This window comes from Cnuibacter sp. UC19_7 (assembly GCF_042699995.1).
Classification (GTDB): domain Bacteria; phylum Actinomycetota; class Actinomycetes; order Actinomycetales; family Microbacteriaceae; genus Cnuibacter.
In genome coordinates, this window is sequence record NZ_CP170560.1 from 2,852,754 (window position 1) to 2,873,706 (window position 20,953).

Genomic DNA, 20,953 nt, shown 5'->3' on the forward strand with positions numbered 1-20,953 from the left:
GAGGCTCTCCGGCTCGCTGTCGAATGGTTGCAGGTGCAACGTACCGACGTAGTTCAGGAGTCTCCTGGGAGCGCACGCCCACCGACGGACTCGAGCGACTCGAGCACCGCCTGAGCCGCGGCGAACCCGCCGAGCCCCGAGACCGCGCCGCCGCGTCGGGATCCGGATCCGCAGAGCAGCACCCGCGGATGCGCCGTCGCGACTCCCCAGCGCTGGGCGGGGGTGTCGAGGGGCTCGTCGTCCTCGACGAAGGGCCACGCCAGGGCCCCGTGGAAGATGTTGCCACCGGGCAGCCGCAGTCCGTCCTCCAGATCGGCCGTGGTCTTCGTCTCGACGCACGGGCGATCCGAAGCGTCGCGCAACAGGAGCGGCGCGATCGGCTCGGCGAGCACGCTGTCGAGCGACTCGAGCGCGGCGCGCTGCAGGTCGTCGCGGGAGGCGCCGAGCCGGTGCGGGGTGTGCAGCCCGAAGAGCGTGAGGGTCTGGGCCCCGCTCTCCTGCAGCTCGGGCGAGAGGATGCTGGGGTCGGTCAGCGAGTGGCAGTACACCTCCGCGGGAAGCGGGGCGGGGATGCGTCCCTGCTCCGCCTCCGCGTGCGCCCGTTCGAGGTGCTGGTATCCCTCGTGGATGTGGAAGGTGCCCCCGAACGCCAGCTCGGGGGACACGGACTCGTCCCGAAGGCGCGGGAGGCGCGAGAGGAGGAGGTTCACCTTGACCTGCGCTCCCTCGGCGGGTGGGGGCGGTGGGTCGCCGAGCAGCCGGGCCAGCTCGTGTGGGGAGGCGCCGCTCAGCACGCGCCCGGCGACGAGCGTCTGCTCGCCACCCTCGACGACCGCCCGGACGGTGGCATCCGTTGCTCCGTCTCCCGGGTCGACCGCGACGACCGCGGCACCCGTGACGATCTCGACCCCCGCCTCCCGCGCGGCACGCGCCAGCTCCGCGGTGAGGGCGCCCATGCCGCCCACGGGGACGTCCCAGTCCCCGGTGCCCTGCCCGATGAGGTGGTAGAGCAGGCAGACGTTCTGCTGCAGCCCCGGATCGGCGAGGGAGGCGAACGTGCCGATGAGCGCATCCGTCGCCACGACCCCGCGCACCGTGTCGTCGGCGAAGCGCCGCTCGATCGACTCGCCCACGGGCCGCTCGATGATCTCACGCCAGAGAGCATCGTCGCCCAGCCGTGTGCGCATCTCCTCGCGCGTCACCAGGGGTTCGGTGAGCGAGGGCCAGACGACCGCCGCCAGGCGGGCGAGGTCGGCGCCCCAGCGCTCGAACACGGCGGCGTCGGCCCCGGCACCGAGCCGATCGAACGAGCTCGCCGTCGCGTCGGCGTCCAGCGTGTCGATGAGCAGGCCGCGGTCGCTCCCCGGCAGAGGCGTATACGACGAGTAGCGGCGCCGCCGCAGCTCGAGTCGAAGCCCGAGATCGTCGAGGATGCGTTGCGGCAACAGGCTGACGAGGTACGAGTAGCGCGACAGGCGCGCATCCATGCCCTCAAAGGCATATGCCGAGACCGCCGCGCCGCCCACGGTGTCGAGCCGTTCGAGCACGCAGACCGAGAGGCCCGCCCGAGCCAGGTAGGCCGCGGCCACGAGCCCGTTGTGGCCGCCGCCGACCACGATCACATCCCATCGACGCTGCATGCGGGCAGCTTACGGGGGCGGCGGCGAGCCGCCTCGACTCCTGCACAGGGCGGGATGCGGCGCGTCCCTCTCCACAGACCGGCCGCGGCGGGCCTCGCGCCCTATCCTCGAGACATGGACGACAGCGCCCACCCGGCCCCCTCGCCCAGGCCGCGAGACCTCGCCGAACGCGCGATCGAGCTCGCGCGCACCTGGCTCGACTCCAGCCGTGATGCCCCGGCCGACCCCGCCGCGACCCGGCTGGCCGGGGTGCTGAAGGATCCCGACGGCCTCGCCTTCACGCTGGGCTTCGTCGACGGGGTGGCGCGTCCGGAGGACAACGCCGTCGCCGCCCGCGACCTGGTGCAGGTGGCCGCGAAGGTACCCGGGTTCCTGCCCTGGACGCTGCGCTCCGCGCTCGGTGTCGGGCGCGGTGTGGCCGAGGTCGCTCCCGGCGTCGTGGTGCCGATCGCCCGTCGCGTGCTGCGCCAGATGGTGGGCCACCTCATCGTCGACGCCCGCCCGGCGAAGTTCGGGCCCGCCGTCGCGGCCCTCCGTGCCGCCGAGGGCGTCCGCCTCAACATCAACCTCCTGGGCGAGGCGGTGCTGGGCGATGCCGAGGCCGCGAAGCGGCTCGAGGGCACGACCCGCCTGCTCCAGCGCGACGACGTCGACTACGTCTCGGTGAAGGTGTCGTCGGTGGCGGCCGACCTGTCGATGTGGGGCTTCGACGAGACCGTCGACCGCGTCGCGCAGAGCCTGCTCCCGCTCTACCGGCTCGCCGCCGACCGCAGCCTCATGGGCCCGCAGAGCATCGCGCAGTCGACCACCGCCGACCGGCGCAAGTTCATCAACCTCGACATGGAGGAGTACCGCGACCTCGACCTCACCGTCGCCGTCTTCATGCGGGTGATGTCGCAGCCCGAGCTGCTCGACCTCGAGGCCGGCATCGTGCTGCAGGCCTACCTGCCCGACGCGCTCGCCACCCTGCAGAGGCTGCACGAGTTCGCGGCAGAACGGCGGGCGCGCGGCGGCGCCCCGCTCAAGGTGCGTGTGGTGAAGGGCGCCAACCTCGCCATGGAGCGCGTCGACGCGACGCTGCACGGCTGGCCGCTCGCGCCCTACGACCGCAAGGTCGAGACCGACGCCAACTACAAGCGCGTGCTCGACTGGGCGCTGCGCCCCGAGCACACCGACGCGCTGCACATCGGCGTCGCGGGGCACAACCTCTTCGACATCGCGTGGGCCTGGCTCCTCGCCGGCGAGCGCGGTGTGCAGGAGGCGGTCGACGTCGAGATGCTGCTCGGCATGGCCTCGGCGCAGGCCGATGAGGTGCGTCGCACCGTGGGCGGCCTGCTGCTCGACACGCCCGTCGTCGCTCCGGCGGAGTTCGACGTCGCGATCGGCTATCTCGTGCGACGGCTGGAGGAGAACGCCAGCGACGAGAACTTCATGTCCGCCGTGTTCGACCTCGCCGACGACGAGACCCTGTTCGCGAGGGAACGCGACCGCTTCCTCGCCTCGCTCGACCTGCTCGACCAGGAGGGGCTCGAGCCGCCGACGCCGAACCGCACGCAGAACCGGCTCGCCGACGAGATCGCACCCATGCCGCGCGAGTTCCGCAACACCCCCGACACCGATCCCGCGCTCGCCGCCAACCGCGAGTGGGCCCGGCGGATCCTCGCTCGCGTCCCGGCGTCCGATCTCGGGGCCGGCTCGATCGCCGCCGCCCGCATCGACTCCGAGGGTGCCCTCGAGGAGGTCGTCGAGAGGGTCAAGGCAGCAGGCGACGCCTGGGGCGCGCGCTCCGCGGAGGAGCGCGCGGGCTTCGTGCGCCGCGCCGGGTACTCGCTCGAGAGCAACCGCGACAGGCTGATCGAGGTGATGGCGGCCGAGACGGGCAAGACCATCGATCAGGCCGATCCGGAGGTCAGCGAGGCCGTCGACTTCGCCCGCTACTACTCGCTCTCGGCGCTCGAGCTCGACGCCGTCGACGGGGCCTCCTTCGTGCCGTCGTCGCTCACCGTGGTCGCCCCGCCGTGGAACTTCCCCGTCGCCATCCCCGCCGGCGGTGTGCTCGCGGCGCTCGCGGCGGGCAGCGGCGTCATCATCAAGCCCGCGCCGCAGGCTCGGCGCTCCGCCGCCGTCATGGTCGAGGCGCTCTGGGAGTCGGGCATCCCGCGCGACGTCCTCGCGTTGGTCGACGTCGACGTCGACGAGGGCGACCTCGGCCGGCGTCTCATGTCCGACCCCCGCGTCGATCGCCTCATCCTCACCGGCTCGTACGATACGGCGGCGATGTTCCGCTCCTGGCGCCCCGACCTGCCCCTCCTGGCCGAGACCAGCGGCAAGAACGCCATCGTGGTCACGCCCAGCGCCGATCTCGACCTCGCGGTGTCCGACATCGTGAAGAGCGCCTTCGGTCACGCGGGCCAGAAGTGCTCCGCGGCGAGCCTCGCCATCCTGGTCGGCTCGGTGTCCGAGTCGGCGCGCTTCCGGCGGCAGCTCGTCGACGCCGTGACCTCACTCCGGGTCGGGTGGCCGTCAGACCCGACGGCACAGATGGGCCCCGTCATCGAGCCGCCCACGGGCAAGCTCGCCGAGGCGCTCACCACCCTCGGCCCGGGGGAGCGCTGGCTCGTCGAGCCGCGCAGCCTCGACGAGAGCGGCCGCCTCTGGTCGCCCGGGGTGAAGGAGTGGGTGCTTCCCGGCACTCCCTTCCACCTCACCGAGTACTTCGGCCCGGTTCTCGGGCTCATGCGCGCCGAGACGCTCGACGAGGCCCTCGAGCTGCAGAACGCCGTGCAGTTCGGGCTCACCGCGGGCATCCACTCGCTCGACGCCGAGGAGATCGCGACCTGGCTGTCGAACGTCGAGGCGGGCAACGTCTACGTCAACCGGGGCATCACAGGTGCCATCGTCCGCAGGCAGCCCTTCGGCGGCTGGAAGCGCTCGTCCGTCGGCGCGGGATCGAAGGCGGGGGGCCCGCACTACCTCGCGCACCTCGGGAGCTGGGTGTCCGAGCCGGGCGAGCCGGGCCACGGGCTCAGCCTCGCGGGCCTCGACCCAGCGGTGGCGCAGCTGCTCGAGTCGACCACGACCGGGCTCGAGTGGGAGGACTTCGACATCGCCCGCCGCGGGGCGAAGAGCGACGCCGTCGCCTGGAAGACCGTGTTCGCGCCGGCCGATCCGTCCGACCTCGGGGTGGAGCGCAACGTGCTGCGGCACCTGCCCGTCCCCGTCCTCATCCGCCTGTCGGAGGGCGAGCCGCTGCACTCGCTGGTACGCGTGCTCGCCGCGGGCACGCTGGCCAGGTCGCGGATGCTCGTGAGCACCGCCGCGAAGCTGCCCCGCCCCCTGAGGGCGCTGCTGAAGGAGCGCGACGTGAAGGTCGTCGTCGAGACCGACGCCGCCTGGCTCGAGCGCGTGCCGACCTACCTGGGCGACGTGCCGCGCATCCGCCTCATCGGCGGCTCGGCCTACGACCTCGCGGTCGCGCTATGCGGCTCGTGCGACATGGCGATCTACCCGGATGCGGTCACCCGCGCCGGCCGCGTCGAGCTCCTCCCCTTCGTGCGCGAGCAGGCGATCAGCGCCACCGACCACCGTTTCGGCAGCCCCACCCCGCTCCTGCGCTCGCTGGGTCTCTAGCCTCTCCACCGGGCCGTTTCGCCACATCCACGCCGTTTCGCCACACCGATCGACGTGGCGAAACCACCTCAGCGTGGCGAAACTCGCCGACGGGTCGCGTCAGGGGTGGGCGAGGGCGGCGCGGACGAGGTCGAGCGCCTCCGCCGGATCCACCCCGAGGGAGCGCACGCGGTCCGCGTACTCGCGGGCGGCGCGTTGGGCGGCCTGGTGCGACGGCGATCCGGTCGCGGCGACGAACGAGCCGCTGCGTCCCCGCGTCTCGATCACTCCGTCCGTCTCGAGCTCGCGGTACGCGCGCGCCACCGTGTTGACGGCGAGCCCCAGCTCGTCCGCCAGCCCACGCACTGTGGGGAGCTTCGCGCCGGCAGCCAGGGTGCCGGCTTCCACGGCGTCGCGGATCCCGGTGCGCACCTGCTCATACGGCGGGACCGCCGAGCCCGGGTCGACGGTGAGTCCGGACGGAGCGAGGGCGGCGCTCATCGGCGGATGAGGTTCGACAGCACGATCGCGCTGCGGGTGTGGTCGACGTTGGGGGCGATGCGGACGCGCTCCAGCGCATCCTCGAGGCTCGGGATGTCGCGCGACCGGATGTGCACGATCGCGTCGGCGCTGCCTGTGACGGTGCCCGCATCCACGACCTCCGGCACCCCCGAGAGGATCCGCTTGAGCTCTGCCGGCGCGACCGTGCCACGGCAGAACAGCTCGACGTAGGCCTCGGTCGAGCTGCCGTCGAGCGCGGGGTTGAGCTGGATCGTGAAGCCCGTGATGACCCCGTCGGCGACGAGGCGGTCGATGCGCCGCTTCACCGCGGAGGCGGAGAGCCCGACGACCTGTCCGATGTCGCCGTACCCGCTCCGGGAGTTGATCTTGAGCAGGTCGATGATCCGGTGGTCGAGCGCGTCCATGAGGGACGACCCTACGCTGTTTCGTTGCGTCATGCGAGCGATGACGCAAGAGATCGAGCGGATGACGCACGCCATGGCCGTTTCTGGCGTGCGAGACTGGCCGCGGCGTGCCCTTCGGGGCCCCTGGACAGCGCGCTGGTCCGCCATCCGATCCCGGTTCGCTCCGCGTCCGTCGCGGCGAGCGCCATCCGGGCCTCGACCCCGAGGAGCACGAATGTCGACCCCTCTCACCGACACCGCCGCCCGGCCCTCCGACGAGACGCAGACCGCGTCGCGCGAGCGCACGGCCACCCGTCGCCACTACCTGATGTGCCGGCCCGACCACTTCACGGTCGCGTACCGCATCAACCCGTGGATGGATCCGGCCGTCCCCACCGACACCTCCCTCGCCGTGCGCCAGTGGCAGACGCTCCACGACACCTTCGTGTCGCTCGGCCACGAGGTCGAGCTGATCGATCAGATCGAGGGCCTGCCCGACATGGTCTACACCGCCAACGGCGGCTTCGTGATCGACGGCCTCGCCTACGGCGCCCGCTTCACGCACGAGCAGCGAGCGGCCGAGGGCCCCGCGTTCATGCGCTGGTTCGCCGACCACGGCTACCGGGTGGCCGAGCCGGAGGAGACCAACGAGGGCGAGGGCGACTTCCTCCTCGTCGGATCGCGCATCCTCGCCGGCACGGGCTTCCGCAGCGCCACCGCCAGCCACGCCGAGGTGGCCCGCCTGTTCGATCGCGAGGTCGTGTCGCTGAACCTCGTGAACCCGAGCTTCTACCACCTCGACACGGCCATCTCGGTGCTCGATCCGCTCACCGACGACGAGTCGGCGAACATCGCCTACCTGCCGTCGGCGTTCGACGACGAGTCGCGCGCCACGCTCGAGCGGCTCTACCCCGACGCGATCCTCGTCGATGAGACCGACGGCGCGGTCCTCGGCCTCAACTCGATCTCCGACGGCAAGAACGTCGTGATCGCCTCGCGCGCCAAGGGCTTCGAGCGGCAGCTGCGCGAGCGCGGGTACGAGCCCATCGGGGTCGACCTCTCCGAGCTCCTGCTCGGCGGCGGCGGCGTGAAGTGCTGCACCCTGGAGCTCCGATGAGCATCACGAGCGCGACCATGACGTCCGCCGACCTGATCGCCGAGGTCGACGAGCACGCGGCCCACAACTACCACCCCCTCCCCGTCGTCGTCTCCTCGGGCGAGGGCGCGTGGGTGACGGATGTGGAGGGCCGCCGCTACCTCGACTGCCTGGCCGCCTACTCCGCGGTGAACTTCGGGCACTCGAACCCGGTCCTCCTCGAGGCCGCTCGTGCTCAGCTCGACCGGATCACCCTCACCAGCCGTGCCTTCCACTCCGACCGCCTCGGCCCGCTCGTCACCGAGCTCGCCGCGCTCGCGGGCAAGGACATGGTGCTCCCCATGAACACGGGAGCAGAGGCGGTCGAGTCGGCCATCAAGGTCGCTCGAGCGTGGGGCTACCGCGTGAAGGGTGTCCCGGCCGGGCAGGCGACGATCATCGTCGCCGGCGGCAACTTCCACGGCCGCACCACCACGATCGTGTCGTTCTCCGACGACCCCCAGGCGCGCGACGACTTCGGTCCGTTCACGCCCGGCTTCGTGCGTGTGCCCTACGGCGACGCGGAGGCGCTGGCCGCCGCGATCGACGACACCACCGTCGCGGTGCTGCTCGAGCCCATCCAGGGCGAGGCGGGCATCGTCGTGCCGCCGGAGTCGTACCTCCCTGCGGTGCGTGAGCTCTGCACCGAGCGGAACGTGCTCTTCATCGCCGACGAGATCCAGTCGGGGCTGGGCCGCACGGGGGCGACCTTCGCCTGCGACCTCGTGGGTGTCGTGCCCGACATGTACCTTCTCGGCAAGGCGCTCGGCGGCGGCATCGTGCCGGTCTCGGCCGTGGTGGCCGATCGCTCGGTGCTCGGCGTGCTGCGCCCGGGCGAGCACGGCTCCACGTTCGGCGGCAATCCGCTGGCCGCGGCCGTGGGCCTCGCAGTGGTGCGGATGCTCGCCGACGGCGACCACCAGCGCCGTGCCGCCGAACTCGGCGGGCCGTTCCTCGACTCGCTGCGCGCCCTCATCGGCCGCGGCGTGGTCGCGGTGCGCGGCGCCGGACTGTGGGCGGGCATCGACATCGACCCCGCGCTCGGCACCGGCCGCGAGGTCTGCGAGCGGCTCATGGCCCGCGGCGTCCTCGCGAAGGACACCCACGGCTCCACCATCCGCCTCGCGCCCCCGCTCGTCGTCTCCGCCGACGACCTCGAGTGGGCGGTGGCGCAGCTCGCTGCCGTCCTCGACGAGCTCCGCGCCCCCCGCCCCTGAGCAGCGCGGGTTCCGCCCGCCGCGCGTGCTGGCGGGGCCGTGGGGCCTCGTCGGCACGCAGAGCGGGCGCAACCCGCAGCGAGCGGTGCCGGGCGTGGGATGGGCGATGGCTGGCGGCCGGCCCGCCCGCCCCTGCAGCGCGGTGCCGTCGCGGGGTGGGCGGAGGCGGGTTCCGCCCGCCGGGCGTGCTGGCGGGGCCGTGGGGCCTCGTCGGTGCGCAGAGCGGGCGCAAGCCGCGGCGAGCGGTGCCGGGCGTGGGATGGGCGGGTGGACGCGTTCCACCTGCGACCGTGCGGCAGCGGGCTGGCGCGGCGGACGTCCTCCTGCGGCCCGCGCGGGTTGCGCCCACTGGGCACGTTGTTGAGGCCGTAGAGGCCCCGCCAGCCCGGGGCGCGGGCGCAACCCGCAGCATCGGGTCGGCCGGTCGGCGCCGGGCAGGCGGCGCCGACGGCGGGGAGCCGTCAGTCGTCGCCGAGGAGGATCGCGGCGGCGGCGATCATGTCGAGCATGCGCTGCCGCATGTGCTCGATGTGGGCGCAGACCGCGGGCTCGATGGCGTCGTAGTCCTTGGCGATCATCGCATCCGCGAGGCGCTCGTACTCGCGCGAGCACTCCTCGAGGCGGCTGCCCTGCGAGGCCGCCCGCAGCCAGAAGCGCTGGATGCGGCGGCGCGTCTCGCGCACGGTGTCGGCGACGAGCGTGTTGCCTGCGATCCGGTTGGCGAGCCGGTGGAACGAGAGGTCGGCCTCGGACCAGGCCGCGCGGTCGCCGGCCGCGGCGGCGGCGAACATGGCCGCCACGTGCTTGCGGAGGGTCGCCGCCTCCTCGTCGGTGAGCTTCGACGCGGCCGTGCGGCTGATGTAGCTGTCGAGCACCTCGAGCAGGTCGCACGCGTCGTTGACCTCGGTGGCGGTGAGCTGCGACACCGTGAAGCGGGCGGCGTCGCTGCGCTTGACGAGCCCTTCCTTCTCGAGCCGCTGCAGCGCCTCGCGCACGGGAGTGCGGCTGATGCCGAGCTGCGCCGCGATCCGGTTCTCGCTCAGCGGGGCGCCCGAGCGGAGGCGGAAGCCGGTGATCTCACCGAGCAGCCACTCGTAGGCGTCGTCGACTCGTGTGGCGCTGTCCGTGGCCGTCGGCATGCCGTGCCCTCCTGCAGATGATCGCGACCGGTGTCCTCACGGAAGTGTACCGCCGTGAATGCAAGCTCCTGCCGCGCGCAGAAGCGCCGAAGCACCGCAGGCCAGCGCGCTGCTCGCGACTCAGGACGGAGCGGTGACGAAGTCGATGAGGTGCTCGACCGGCCCGACCAGCGCGGGCTCGAGGTCGGTGTAAGACGACACCCGCGAGAGGATGCGCTTCCACGCGTGCGCGATGTCGGCCTGGCTCTCGTGCGGCCAGCGGAACGCCTCGCAGATCCCGTGCTTCCACTCCATCGACCGCGGCACGGTGGGCCACGCACTGATCCCGAGCCGCGCCGGCTTCACCGCCTGCCACACGTCGACGTACGGATGTCCGACGACGAGCACGTGGCGGCCGTGCGGCCCGCGGGCGACGGCGTCGGCGATGCGGGTCTCCTTCGATCCGGGGACGAGGTGGTCGACGAGCACGCCGATCCGTCGCGCGGACGAGGGCTCGAACTCGCGCACGATCTCATCGAGGTGGTCGATGCCCTCGAGGTACTCGACGACGACGCCCTCGCCGCGCAGGTCGTCGCCCCACACCTTCTCGACGAGCTCGGCGTCGTGGCGCCCCTCGACGAAGATGCGGCTCGCCCGGGCCACCCGCGCAGGGCCTCGGGGGCCGGCGATGGATCCGGACGCGGTGCGCGCCGGCGTCGCGGGGCCCGCCGCGCGCATCCGCGTGGGGGCGACGAGGGTGACCGGGCGTCCCTCGAGGAGGAACCCCGGCCCGAGGGGGAAGACGCGGCGCTTCCCGCGGCGGTCCTCGAGCTCGACCGTGCGACCCTCGACGCGGACCACCGAACCGCAGAAGTCGGTCGCGACGTGCTCCACGACCAGGTCGAACTCGGCCGCGGCGTCGGGCGGCGGGGCCGCCTTCGCGCGGCGGTCGAAGCCCGCGAGAACGTCGGATCCGTAGCGGTCGTCATACACCCGCTCCACGGTAGCCTCGACCCCGCCCGGCGACCCGCGGACGCGCGGGAAGCGCCTCCGGCCGCACACGCCGCCGATACCCTGGGACACGGAGGTGCTCATGGCTGCACGCATCCTCGCGGTGGGCGAGTCGATCATGGACGTCGTGGTCCGCCCCGACGGACGTCAGGCGCATCCGGGGGGCTCGCCGGCGAACATCGCCTACGGCCTCGCCCGTCTCGGGCACGACGTGAGCCTCCTCACCGCCCTCGCCGACGACGAGCACGGCCGACGCATCGCCGCGCACCTCGAGGGCGCCGGCGTCGACGTGCTCGAGGCCTCGTGGAGCGCCGAGCACACGTCCACGGCCACGGCCACGATCGGCGACGACGGGGCCGCGCAGTACGACTTCGACGTCACCTGGTCGATCCCGGACAGCACCGTGGTCCCGCCCGCGGCCCTCCTCCACTCCGGGTCGATCGCGGCCTTCCTCGAGCCGGGCGCGTCGGCGGTCGAGGCCCTCTTCGCCTCGGAGCGTGCGCGAACTCTGCTCTCGCTCGACCCGAACATCCGGCCCGCTCTCGTCGGCCCGCATGAGGATGCGCTGGCCCGCTTCGAGCGCCTCGCCCGCCTCTCCGACGTGGTGAAGCTCAGCGACGAGGATGCCGAGTGGCTCTACCCCGGCGTCTCTGTCGAGGACGCGGCCCACCGCATCCGCGACCTCGGGCCGCTCGTCGTGGCCGTCACCCGCGGATCGGAGGGCGCGCTGCTCGTCTCCGCTTCGGCGGCGATCGCCGTCCCCGGGCGGCGGGTGGAGGTGGCCGACACGATCGGCGCGGGCGACTCGTTCATGAGCGCGCTGCTCCACGTCATCGCGGAGGAGCTCGACGCGTCCGACGGTGGGCTCGACGTCGACGCCTGGCGCGCAGCGACCGACGTCGACGAGCGGACGCTCGCCCGGCTCGGCGACGTCGCCGTGCGCTGCGCCGCCATCACCTGCAGCCGGCCGGGCGCGAACCCGCCCACGGCAGCCGAGCTCGCCGCGTCCTACGACGTGGAATCGCGCGCAGCCTCGGCGTCGTAGAGGGTCGCGGCGACCTGATCGAGGAGGTCGTCGACCTCGCCCTGGTCGTAGCCCGACCGGAACTTCGTCTGGCCGAAGCGCGCATCCCGCACCTGCTTCATCGTGAGTGGGGCCGCCGGACGCACGCCGCCCTCCAGCCACCTCAGCGTCTCGACGCAGGCCTCGAGGAAGGCGTCGACGTCCTCCATGTCGTACCCCTCGCGGAAGGACGTCGTGGAGAACCGCACGCCGGCCACCGCCTCCGCCGTCGTGCGGTCGGAGCGGGGGACGGAGTCGGTGCGACGGAACCAGGCCATGCCGCGATCCTGCCAGGGAGCACGGACCCGCACCAGGCCGAGCTGCGACTCGCCTGTGACGCAGCACGTCAAGCACTGGCACGCACGGGCGCGGATGCGCCAGAGTAGCTCCATGACCGACTTCAGCGACGCCACGTCCTCGCACCGCCTCAGCAATGCCGAGCGTGACGCCGCCGTCGCGTCCCTCGCCCACTCCCTCGCCGACGGGCGCATCACCACGGAGGAGTTCACCGAGCGATCCACCCGCGCCAAGGCTGCGATCACGCAGGCCGACCTCGCGCCCTTGTTCGCCGATCTGCCCGCCGTCGCTCCGGCCGCGCCCACCCCGCCGCCCTCGCAGTTCGCGCAGCCCGCCGCCTTCGGCCAGCCCGGGTACGGTCAGCCGGGCGGGTACGGCCAGCCCGGCGGATACGGCCAGCCCGGCCCCTACGGGCAGCCCGGGCCGTACGCGCAGCCGGGTGAGGGAACCGGTCTCCACCTCATCCGCTCGCTCGCCCCCATCGTGGCGCTCATCCTCTTCTTCACGTTCGGATGGTTCAACATCGCGGGCGGATGGACGACGTCGTGGCTGTGGTGGGTCCTCCTCGGCGTCTTCTACACCGTGCTCTCGGTGCTGCCGCCGCGCCGATCCTGACCGCCTCTCGCCCGCGCCCGCTAGCGTGGGTGGGGTGAGCGACACCCCCGACTACCGGTTCCGCACGTTCCCCGCCTCGGTCTCCGCGGAGGGGGCCGCCGATCCCGACACGGCGGCCTGGCTGCGGGCCGAGTCGCAGGGGTTCCACGAGGAGGATCCGTCCGACTCGGTGGTGGGTGAGGCCGCCCGCAACCTCGTCGCCGACGGCCGGCAGCTCACGGGTGTGTACATCGACGAGCCGCTTCCCGGCTCCTACGGGACCGAGGTGCCCGTCGCGACGTTCGCCGACTTCGAGGACACCATCAACGTCGGTGGCGGCCGGCTGCTGCCCGCCCACCTCATCGCCTCGGTGACGGTGCGCCCCACGCACCGCCGTCGCGGGCTGCTGCGGCGCATGATGACCGAGAGCCTCGACCGCGCGCGTGAGCGCGGGCTCGCCCTGGCGGCGCTCACCGTGTCGGAGGCGACCATCTACCGGCGCTTCGGCTTCGGCATGGCCACCTCGGTGCACCATGTCGAGGTCGACACCGGCCCCCGCTTCCGCCTCCTCACCCGGCCCGCGGGCCGCGTAGAGCTCACCGATCCGAGGGCGCTGCTCGACGTGGCGCCCCGCGTCTTCGCCCGCTTCCACGAGCGCAGCACCGGGTCGGTGGGGCGCGAAGAGCGCGCTCGCCGGCAGACCGCGGGTCGCGAGAGCGAGAAGGGCGGGCCGGATGCGCGCATCCGCGCCGCCCTGCACTACGACGAAGCGGGCGAGATCGACGGCTACGTCGCGTACCGCTCGCTCGGGTGGAAGACCGAGCCGCTCACGATCAAGGTCGTCGACCTCGTCGCCGCGACCGACGACGCATACCTCGGGCTGTGGGACTTCCTGGCCACGATCGACCTCAACGAGCGGGTGACTTTCGGCTTCGCGCCGGTCGACGATCCGCTGCGCTGGGCCCTCACCGACTCGCGTGCCCTGAAGGTCACCGAGCTCGAGGACTGGGTGTGGCTTCGCATCCTCGACCCGATCGCCGCGCTCGAGGCGCGCCCGTACGCGACCGAGGGCGAGCTGACGATCCACGTCGACGACGACCTCGGCCACGCGGCGGGCACCTTCCGCATCGCCGCCGCCGACGGCTTCGCCACGGTCACGCGCGAGTTCGACGCCGCGCCCGACGTCACGGTCGACGCCTCGACTCTCGCGTCGCTCTACCTCGGCGGCGCCGACGCCCGAGTCCTCGCGGCGGCGGGCGCCGTGCAGGAGCACACGGCCGGCGCGGCGGCCCGGCTCCACCGCCTGCTCGCGTCCGACACCCCGGTCTACGGCATCTCGCACTTCTGACGCGGGCAACCGTCGCTTCGACACCGAATCGGGCCGACCTCCTCGATATACGCGGGGGTCGGCCTGATTCGGTGCTGAAGCGACGGAGAAGCGGCCGTCAGGAGGCGGCGCGCTCCCGCTGCACGTCGGCGACCACGAGGATCGGGTGGTGGTCGGAGATGCCCTGAGGCAGGGCCTCGACCGACAGCACGTCGGCGTGTACCGACGTCGCGAAGTCGAAGTGGCCCGTGAAGTACTTGTAGCGCGTGTAGGTGGGGCCGTCGCTGCGGGTCATCACGTGCCCGGTCTCCTGCATCACCTCGCGCAGGTTGCCCTGGAACCACGGGTAGTTGAAGTCGCCCACCATCACCGTGGGCACGCCGGGGCCCATGATGCGCAGCTCGTCGTGCGCGGTCGCGATCTGCTTGCGGCGCAGCGAGTTGGATGCGGTGAGCGGCGCCGCGTGGAAGTTGCCCACGAGGAACTCGGTGTCGTTGCGGGTGTCGAGCAGCTTCGCGGCGAGCAGGCGCTCGTGCGCCGGCGCCATCACGCGGTCGTGCATCGACTTGCGCAGCGCGAACAGGCGGGTGGCCTGCAGCTGGAATGCGTCGGAGCGGTAGTAGATCGCGAGCCCGAGCCGGTTGGCCTTCGTGTAGTCGGCGAGGGCCAGATGCCCGACCTGGTCACGGAGGTCGGTGCTGTCGCACTCCTGGAGGCACAGCACGTCGACGTCGGTCTCCTCGGCGAGCTTCTCGATCTCGCCGATGGCCGCGTGCTTGCGGAGGTTGTAGCTGACGATGTTCAGGGTGTCCGCCTTCGTCGCATCTTCCGGGTCGGGTGGTGCTCATTCTTCCACCGCCGCATCGTAGCGCCAGTCTCCGTGCCGAACCCCCGCATGAAACCGTCAGCTTCTCGGCAGTCTCGGCGACACGAGAGGGTCGGATGGGTCGCGAGGCAAGGCTCAGCGCGCGTAGGCGGCGACGAGGAGGGGGCCGCGGATGCGGCCGAGCTCGTCGAGGAGGCGCTCGATCAGGGTGGCGGTGACGCTCGGGGCGACGAGGTCGTGCGGGCCGAGGGGCTGCAGCGTGCCGGTGCGGATGCGGATGACCTCCCACCCGCACTGCCTCAGCACGCGGTCCTTCCAGCGGTCGGACTGCTCGCGCGGGCCCACATGCTCCAGGCCGAAGCGGCCCACCGTGTCGTACTCGATGACGACGCGGAGGTCGGCGAGGACGATGTCGGGCCAGACCTCCCGTCGGCCGTGGAAGTCCTGCGCGACCCACACGGCGTTGTGCACCCCCAGGTCGAGGTCGAGTCGGTCCGCGAGCCGGCGGCGCAGGTCGGCCTCCGCCGCGGATGCGGTGCGAGGCGCGTGGGGACTGCGGAACGGCTCGCCCCGCTCCCTCCGACGGGGCTCGGGACCGGGCGGATCGACGCGAGCCTGCTCGGGCCGAGGCCGGACAGGTGCCGTCGTCCGCGCCGTGGTCCCTCGCGCGGGGCCCGCCGCACGGGCGGCAGGCGCGGCCGGGGCCGGGGCCGACGTCGGGGCCGGGTGCCGCCCGAGCGGGCTCGCGCCGGACGGGCGGGAGCCGACGGGACGGGGGTCGAGCGGGAGCGGACGGAGGCGGGGCCCACCGCGCGCGCCGACGGAGCACTCCGGACACCAGGCCGACCGGCGGCGCACCCGGCCGGGGCGCGAACGCTGCTCCTCGGGCGTCGCGACGAAGACGTGGCCCGACTCGCACTGCCAGGTGAGGTACACATCCGCCCCGGGAGGGATCTGCGTGAGCGTGATGCCGCGGTTGAACTCGGGATGGTACTGGCGGATGAGCATGGGGAAGGTGCTCCACGCCTCGCGATACGTGCCGACGGGGTAGGGTACGGCCGCGCCCTTGGAACGCTGCCGGCGCTCCCACCAGGCGTCGATGCTCTCCACCACGGCGCCAGCGTACGAGCACCCACCGACGCCAGCGTGAGGACGCCGCCCGGGAGTACGCTGCCCCGCGCCCGCCGTCGGTGGCCCGGCGTACGGTCGAGCCATGGACGAGCGCGGCTGCCCGATCGACGACGCGGGCGGCCGCTGTGGCCGGGAGCCCTCGCCGCAGGGCACGCTCGGGCTCTGCCGCGAGCACCTGCTGGCGGCCTACGAGGCCGTGGTGGGCGAGGTGGGGGTGACGGATGCGCTGCCGAGCCCCTGCATCGCCTGCGGTTCGAGGCTCGGGGTGCGCTGGCCCGCGGGCTGGCTCTGCGCGGTGTGCGAGTGGCGGTACGGCGAGCTGCCCGACGCCGACACCGCGCCGCCGCGGGTCGACGTGGTCTACTACATCCGCTTCGCCGACAGGGTGAAGATCGGCACCAGCTCCACGCCCCGCACGAGGTTGGCGCAGCTGAGGCACGAGGAGGTGCTCGCCTTCGAGCCGGGCGCGCGCGACGTCGAGCAGAGCAGGCACGCCCAGTTCGCCGACCTCCGCCTGGGCGGCGAGTGGTTCTCGCTCGAGGGCGACCTCGTCGAGCACATCGAGGCTCTCGCCCGCGCCGGCGATCCGTGGCTGCTCCACGCCCGCTGGCGCAGCGAGCTGGCCGCCCGCCGCTGAGCCGCTACCACGCGTCGGCCGCCTCCCGCTACGGGTCGGGGTGAGAGCGGGGTGTCCGGGCCGGATATGACATGCTTGCCGGGACGAACCGACGTGACGGGGGAGGGAAAGCGGATGCCGTTCAGGACGAGAGAACTGCTCGAGGAGTGGTTGGACGAGTTCGCCGACTCCGATCTGGCCGGCCTGGCCGAGGCGGAGGAGCACGAGAGCGACCCCGGCACCGACCCGGGTCTCATCATCGTGCGCCTGCGCAACGCGACGCCGTACATGTTCCTTCAGCCCGTGGGCCCGGGCGACCCGAAGTGGGCCGTCACGTTCGGGCCTCGTGAGCAGGAGCTCGTGCTGGGCTCCGAGGAGCTCGCCGGGCTGGCGAGCGAGCTGGAGCTCGCGGCCAGGCTCTGCGCGTACCTCGAGGGGCGCTCGCAGGAGTACATCCGCACGCACTGAGGGCGGGGCGTTCCGACGTCGGCGTTCTGGAGACCGGGTGAGCCGAGGGTGAGTTCTCCCCGCAGCACGGGCTTCCCGCCGCGACTCGCGATAGCGTCGTAGCGGAGCGTTCTCGCGCTTCGCCTCCCGGCCCGATCCGACGCGCTCACCCGGCCGTCGGGTCCCACCGCGCCCGGCTTCCGAGCCGTGCGACGGCGCCGCCTGAGCGCGGCACCCTCCCGAGCACGGCATCCCGCCGATCACCGCACCCGAGGACCCGTCGATGAGCCACCCGATCCGACTCTGCCCGACCTGCCGGCATCCGCTGCTGCTGCGTCTGCCGCGGCGGGAGGGGCGGTGCTCCGTGCTCGTCGAGATGGTGCATCCGGGTGACTACGATCCCTGCGGATGCGCCGACCCGGCCCACACGCGGCCGCAGAGTCGCCCCCTGCTGCCCACGCTGCGGTCGAGGACGCGGCGGGCTCGCGCGGTCGCGCTCTCGCGTGCACGGCGGCTGCGCCCGGACCCGCCCACGGAGCAGCCCGCCGACTGAGGCGCTCAGACGCACAGCGGCTGGACGCGGTGCCCGGACCGTGGGCGTTCAGCCCCCAGTGCTCTCCCGCACACGCAGCGCGTGTGGAGCGACGAACTCCTCCGCGTCGAGCTCGGGCTCCTCGATCCGCGCGACGATCCGCGCCACGGCCGCCTGTGCAATGTAGGGGGTGTCGAGCGACACGGTGCTGAGCGAGGGTCGCGAGTACCGGCCTTCCTCGATGTCGTCGATCCCGATCACGGCGACGTCGTCGGGCACCCTCAGCCCGGCGTCGAAGACCGCCCTCATCGCACCCATCGCGAGCAGGTCCGAGTAGCAGAAGAGCGCATCCGGCCGGATCTCGGAACGCATCAGGGTGGTCGCCGCCGCGTACCCCTCGGCCCGGCTGTACCGCTCGGTCGGCTCTACGAGCTCGGGACGGGCGTCGAGCCCGCGGGCCTCGAGGGCGTGGAGGAAGCCCGCGGTCCGTTGCAGCGGGGTCGCGTAGGCCTCCTTGGGCTGGCCGCCGATCGCCGCGACGCGGGTGCGGCCGAGGTCGAGGAGATGATCCGTCGCGTCGAAGGCCGCTCGCACGTTGTCGATGGCGACGTGGTCGAACCGGCCGTCGAAGGTGTGCTCGCCGAGGAGGACGAGGGGCATGGTCGGCGTGGGCTCGACCCCGGAGAGCTCGTCAGCGGTGGCGAGAGGTGCGAAGAGCATGCCGTCGAAGAGCATGCCGCGGTCACCGCCGCGGAGGAGCTCCTGCTCACGTCGATGGTCGTGGCTGGTCTGGTCGATCATCACCCGGTAGCCGAGCTCGCCCGCGGCGGTGATGACGTCGCGCGCCAGCTCGCTGAAGAACGGCACGTCGATCTCGGGGACGACGAGCGCCAGCAGGCCGGTGCGGCCGGTCCGCAGGGTGCGAGCGACGGGGTTGGGGCGGTAGTCGAGCTCCTCGATGGCCCGCTGCACCCGCAGCCGCATCCGCTCGCTCACGTGCTGGTAGCCGCTGACGACGTTCGAGACGGTGCGCAGGGAGACGTTCGCGTGCTCCGCCACATCGCGCAGGGTGACCGGCACGGCCGCTCCTTCCTCGCTGGCGTGGCTCGATCTTAGCGTTTGCAACGTGTGCAAGTGTGCGATACGGTTTTGCTCACGATGGCAAAAGTCGTCGTCAGCACGAAGGAGTGTCATGAGAACCCAGTCGTCCCGAGGGCGAGTCACGGCGATCCGCCTGGCGACCATCGGAATCGTGGGCGCCGCAGCCGTCGCCCTCAGCGGATGCGGACCCGACATCGGCAGCGGCAGCCCCAGCGCTGCCAGCGACACGCTGCAGGCGCCGTCGGAGGACTCGCCGAGCGGCGAGATCACCATCTGGGATCGCTCCGGCGATCTGTTCAACGTGTTCGACGCCGCGATCGCCGACTTCAACGAGAAGTACCCGGACATCGTCGTCCATCACGAGGCGATCGACATCGACGCGAAGTTGCAGAACGCGCTGATCACCGGCACCGACGTGCCGGACGGGGTCTTCCTCGACGACGCGAAGGTGGGCGGCTTCTCCGACTATCTCTGGAACCTCAGCGACGTGCTCGCACCGTACACGGCCGACATCGCGCCGCAGAAGGTCGACGTCAACACGGTGGACGGCGGCATCTACGGCGTGCCCTTCGACCTCGACCCGGGCCTGCTGTTCTACAACGCGACGGCGCTCCAGGCCGCCGGCATCGATCCCGACTCGATCCAGACCTACGACGACCTCCTGGCCGCGGCGCAGGAGTACCAGCAGTACAAGCCCGGCTCGAAGCCGATCCACCTCGAGCAGAGCGCCTTCCTCGGCCAGCTCCAGCTCGAGATGTTCGCCAGCCAGATGGGCACGAGCCTCGCGGATGCGGACGGGAAGCTGCGGCTGGACTCACCCGAGTACAAGCAGATCCTCGGCTGGCTCGACCAGGTGCAGCAGCAGGGTCTGGGCACGCGGGCCGAGTACCTCAGCCCCAGTGACATCGGCGCGCTCGACTCCTCCGACGAGGTGTTCTACCCGTGGGCGATCTGGTTCGACTTCGCGCCCCAGCAGCAGCTCACCGCGACCAAGGGCGACTGGCGCGCGATGCCCCTGCCGGCGTGGCAGGAGGGTGGCGCGCGCAGCGGCGCGATGGGCGGCTCGTCGTTCGTGCTGCCGAAGGACGGGAAGAACTCCGGTCTCGCGTGGCTCTTCTACCAGTTCCTGATGTACGACGAGGCCGGATACACCGCGGTCTACGGACCCAACGAGGTCTACCCGGGCGGTCTCAACACGTCGATCCCCGCGTACCTGCCTGCCGCAGACCCCTCGAAGCCGCTCTTCCAGCCCATCGAGGCCATGGGTGGCCAGGACCTCTGGAAGACCGCGACCCAGGCCGGCGCCGAGATCCCGGGAGGGGCGCCGATCCCGTCGTGGTGGTCGGGAGCGGTCGACTACCTGGGCAACGACATCCAGAAGATGCTCGACGGATCGCTCACCCCGGAGCAGGTGATCGAGCAGTCGTCCTCCGACATCCAGACCAACCTGATCGATCGGCAGTGACAGCCACCGCCTCCGCCTCCCGGGTCCTCCGCACGCAGCGGAGGGCCCGGGGCGGCTACCGCCTGCGGCGGGCGCTGGCGCCGTACCTGTTCGTGCTCCCGTTCGTCGCCGTCTTCGTGGCCTTCAGCATCTACCCGCTGATCTTCACGCTGCGCCTGAGCTTCACGAACTGGAGCGGGTCCGGAGCGGCCGAGTGGGTCGGCTTCGGCAACTACACGTATCTGCTCACCAACGAGGGATTCTGGAGCTCGCTCGGCAACTCGGCCGTGCTCTGGCTGCTCATCGTGCCGGTGCAGATGGTGCTGGCCGTGATCGTGGCGGTGCTGCTCGACAACGCGAAGCTGCGACTCCGCGGCTTCTACCGGGTCGCCTTCATCGTCCCGTTCGTCACTCCGCTCGTCGCCGTGGCGCAGATCTGGATCGTGCTGTTCGACCAGGACTACGGCGCGGTCAACGGCGTGCTCGGTCTGCTGGGTCTTCCGGACGTCGGGTGGCTGGTCACGAGCGAGTGGGCGAAGCCCACGCTCGCGCTCCTGTTCCTGTGGAAGACGAGCGGCTTCATCATCATCATCGTGCTGTCGGGGCTGCAGTCGATCGACTCGGATGTCTATGAGGCGGCGTCGCTCGACGGCGCCGGGCGTGTGCGGCAGCTGTGGAGCATCACGGTGCCGTTGCTCCGGCGCACGCTGATGTTCGCGGTGGTGCTGCAGACGCTCGCCGTGTTCCAGATGTTCGCCGAGCCCTTCGTCGTGACGAAGGGCGGCCCCTACGGATCGACGACCACGGCGGGTCTGTACCTCTACAACCACATCACCCGGGCCGACCTCGGCACCGGGGCCGCGAACTCCTTCCTGCTCGTCATCCTCGTGATGGCGCTGTCCCTGCTGTTCGTCCGCTTCCTGCGACCGAAGGACTGACC

The 20,953-nt window shown here is 72.2% G+C and carries 20 protein-coding genes; 11 read left to right on the forward strand and 9 right to left on the reverse strand.

Annotation, left to right across the window (positions count from 1 at the left end; translation table 11 throughout):
• Nucleotides 1-53 precede the first annotated feature (53 nt).
• Nucleotides 54-1,640, reverse strand: a complete 1,587-nt coding sequence (locus tag ACFJGV_RS13605) for a phytoene desaturase family protein (RefSeq protein ID WP_378144527.1) — start codon at nucleotides 1,638-1,640, stop codon at nucleotides 54-56.
• A 114-nt stretch (nucleotides 1,641-1,754) separates the two neighbouring features.
• Here ACFJGV_RS13605 and ACFJGV_RS13610 point away from each other — a divergent pair, with 114 nt between their 5' ends.
• Entirely contained in the window at nucleotides 1,755-5,270 is a 3,516-nt protein-coding gene (locus ACFJGV_RS13610) for a bifunctional proline dehydrogenase/L-glutamate gamma-semialdehyde dehydrogenase (RefSeq protein ID WP_378144528.1), read from the forward strand.
• A gap of 99 nt (nucleotides 5,271-5,369) precedes the next feature.
• Here the strand turns inward: ACFJGV_RS13610 and ACFJGV_RS13615 are convergent, their stop codons facing one another.
• Both ACFJGV_RS13615 and ACFJGV_RS13620 read right to left on the reverse strand, forming a co-directional pair.
• On the reverse strand, nucleotides 5,370-5,750 hold the full coding sequence (locus ACFJGV_RS13615; protein ID WP_378144529.1) for a GntR family transcriptional regulator: 381 nt from the start codon (nucleotides 5,748-5,750) through the stop codon (nucleotides 5,370-5,372).
• Nucleotides 5,747-6,175 (reverse strand): Lrp/AsnC family transcriptional regulator, encoded by a 429-nt coding sequence (locus ACFJGV_RS13620; RefSeq protein WP_085017868.1) that lies wholly within the window; start codon nucleotides 6,173-6,175, stop codon nucleotides 5,747-5,749. The genes ACFJGV_RS13615 and ACFJGV_RS13620 overlap by 4 nt, the downstream gene beginning before the upstream one ends.
• 214 nt (nucleotides 6,176-6,389) lie before the next feature.
• Here ACFJGV_RS13620 and ddaH point away from each other — a divergent pair, with 214 nt between their 5' ends.
• A complete protein-coding gene (gene ddaH, locus ACFJGV_RS13625; RefSeq protein ID WP_378144530.1) occupies nucleotides 6,390-7,271 on the forward strand; it encodes a dimethylargininase in 882 nt (293 codons plus the stop codon).
• Entirely contained in the window at nucleotides 7,268-8,506 is a 1,239-nt protein-coding gene (rocD, locus tag ACFJGV_RS13630) for an ornithine--oxo-acid transaminase (protein ID WP_378144531.1), read from the forward strand. Before ddaH ends, rocD begins: the two co-directional genes overlap by 4 nt.
• A 461-nt stretch (nucleotides 8,507-8,967) precedes the next feature.
• Here rocD and ACFJGV_RS13635 read toward each other — a convergent pair whose 3' ends face one another.
• Both ACFJGV_RS13635 and ACFJGV_RS13640 read right to left on the reverse strand, forming a co-directional pair.
• Entirely contained in the window at nucleotides 8,968-9,645 is a 678-nt protein-coding gene (locus ACFJGV_RS13635) for a GntR family transcriptional regulator (protein WP_378144532.1), read from the reverse strand.
• Nucleotides 9,646-9,765: 120 nt separating this feature from the next.
• The gene (locus ACFJGV_RS13640) at nucleotides 9,766-10,617 is read right to left on the reverse strand and encodes a DUF3097 domain-containing protein (RefSeq protein ID WP_378144533.1); all 852 of its coding nucleotides are present in this window, start codon (nucleotides 10,615-10,617) and stop codon (nucleotides 9,766-9,768) included.
• Between the two features lie 100 nt (nucleotides 10,618-10,717).
• Here ACFJGV_RS13640 and ACFJGV_RS13645 point away from each other — a divergent pair, with 100 nt between their 5' ends.
• Nucleotides 10,718-11,680, forward strand: coding sequence for a carbohydrate kinase (locus tag ACFJGV_RS13645; protein ID WP_378144534.1), 963 nt, complete (start codon nucleotides 10,718-10,720; stop codon nucleotides 11,678-11,680).
• Here ACFJGV_RS13645 and ACFJGV_RS13650 read toward each other — a convergent pair.
• On the reverse strand, nucleotides 11,644-11,976 hold the full coding sequence (locus tag ACFJGV_RS13650; RefSeq protein WP_378144535.1) for a DivIVA domain-containing protein: 333 nt from the start codon (nucleotides 11,974-11,976) through the stop codon (nucleotides 11,644-11,646). The two genes, ACFJGV_RS13645 and ACFJGV_RS13650, sit on opposite strands and share 37 nt — an antisense overlap.
• Nucleotides 11,977-12,088: 112 nt before the next feature.
• Between ACFJGV_RS13650 and ACFJGV_RS13655 the strand changes: the two genes are divergently transcribed.
• Complete coding sequence (locus ACFJGV_RS13655; RefSeq protein WP_378144536.1) at nucleotides 12,089-12,610, forward strand: DUF1707 domain-containing protein; 522 nt, start codon at nucleotides 12,089-12,091, stop codon at nucleotides 12,608-12,610.
• A 34-nt stretch (nucleotides 12,611-12,644) separates the two neighbouring features.
• Nucleotides 12,645-13,937, forward strand: a complete 1,293-nt coding sequence (locus ACFJGV_RS13660; protein WP_378144537.1) for a GNAT family N-acetyltransferase — start codon at nucleotides 12,645-12,647, stop codon at nucleotides 13,935-13,937.
• Nucleotides 13,938-14,034: 97 nt separating this feature from the next.
• Here the strand turns inward: ACFJGV_RS13660 and ACFJGV_RS13665 are convergent, their stop codons facing one another.
• On the reverse strand, nucleotides 14,035-14,721 hold the full coding sequence (locus ACFJGV_RS13665; RefSeq protein WP_378148728.1) for an endonuclease/exonuclease/phosphatase family protein: 687 nt from the start codon (nucleotides 14,719-14,721) through the stop codon (nucleotides 14,035-14,037).
• 156 nt (nucleotides 14,722-14,877) lie between these two features.
• Nucleotides 14,878-15,855: a zinc-ribbon domain-containing protein gene (locus ACFJGV_RS13670; protein WP_378144538.1), complete on the reverse strand. Its 978-nt coding sequence runs from the start codon at nucleotides 15,853-15,855 to the stop codon at nucleotides 14,878-14,880.
• Nucleotides 15,856-15,955: 100 nt separating this feature from the next.
• Between ACFJGV_RS13670 and ACFJGV_RS13675 the strand changes: the two genes are divergently transcribed.
• The 3 genes from ACFJGV_RS13675 to ACFJGV_RS13685 all read left to right on the forward strand — a co-directional run bounded on the left by ACFJGV_RS13675 (nucleotide 15,956) and on the right by ACFJGV_RS13685 (nucleotide 17,489).
• A complete protein-coding gene (locus ACFJGV_RS13675; RefSeq protein WP_378144539.1) occupies nucleotides 15,956-16,510 on the forward strand; it encodes a GIY-YIG nuclease family protein in 555 nt (184 codons plus the stop codon).
• Nucleotides 16,511-16,624: 114 nt separating this feature from the next.
• Nucleotides 16,625-16,957, forward strand: a complete 333-nt coding sequence (locus ACFJGV_RS13680) for a hypothetical protein (protein ID WP_378144540.1) — start codon at nucleotides 16,625-16,627, stop codon at nucleotides 16,955-16,957.
• Nucleotides 16,958-17,219: 262 nt separating this feature from the next.
• Entirely contained in the window at nucleotides 17,220-17,489 is a 270-nt protein-coding gene (locus ACFJGV_RS13685) for a hypothetical protein (protein ID WP_378144541.1), read from the forward strand.
• Nucleotides 17,490-17,537: 48 nt separating this feature from the next.
• Here ACFJGV_RS13685 and ACFJGV_RS13690 read toward each other — a convergent pair whose 3' ends face one another.
• Nucleotides 17,538-18,548, reverse strand: a complete 1,011-nt coding sequence (locus ACFJGV_RS13690) for a LacI family DNA-binding transcriptional regulator (protein ID WP_378144542.1) — start codon at nucleotides 18,546-18,548, stop codon at nucleotides 17,538-17,540.
• Between the two features lie 112 nt (nucleotides 18,549-18,660).
• On the opposite strand from ACFJGV_RS13690, the gene ACFJGV_RS13695 reads away from it, so the two are divergent.
• Nucleotides 18,661-20,034, forward strand: a complete 1,374-nt coding sequence (locus ACFJGV_RS13695) for an ABC transporter substrate-binding protein (protein ID WP_378144543.1) — start codon at nucleotides 18,661-18,663, stop codon at nucleotides 20,032-20,034.
• Nucleotides 20,031-20,951, forward strand: a complete 921-nt coding sequence (locus ACFJGV_RS13700; protein WP_378144544.1) for a carbohydrate ABC transporter permease — start codon at nucleotides 20,031-20,033, stop codon at nucleotides 20,949-20,951. Before ACFJGV_RS13695 ends, ACFJGV_RS13700 begins: the two co-directional genes overlap by 4 nt.
• Nucleotides 20,952-20,953 lie beyond the last annotated feature (2 nt).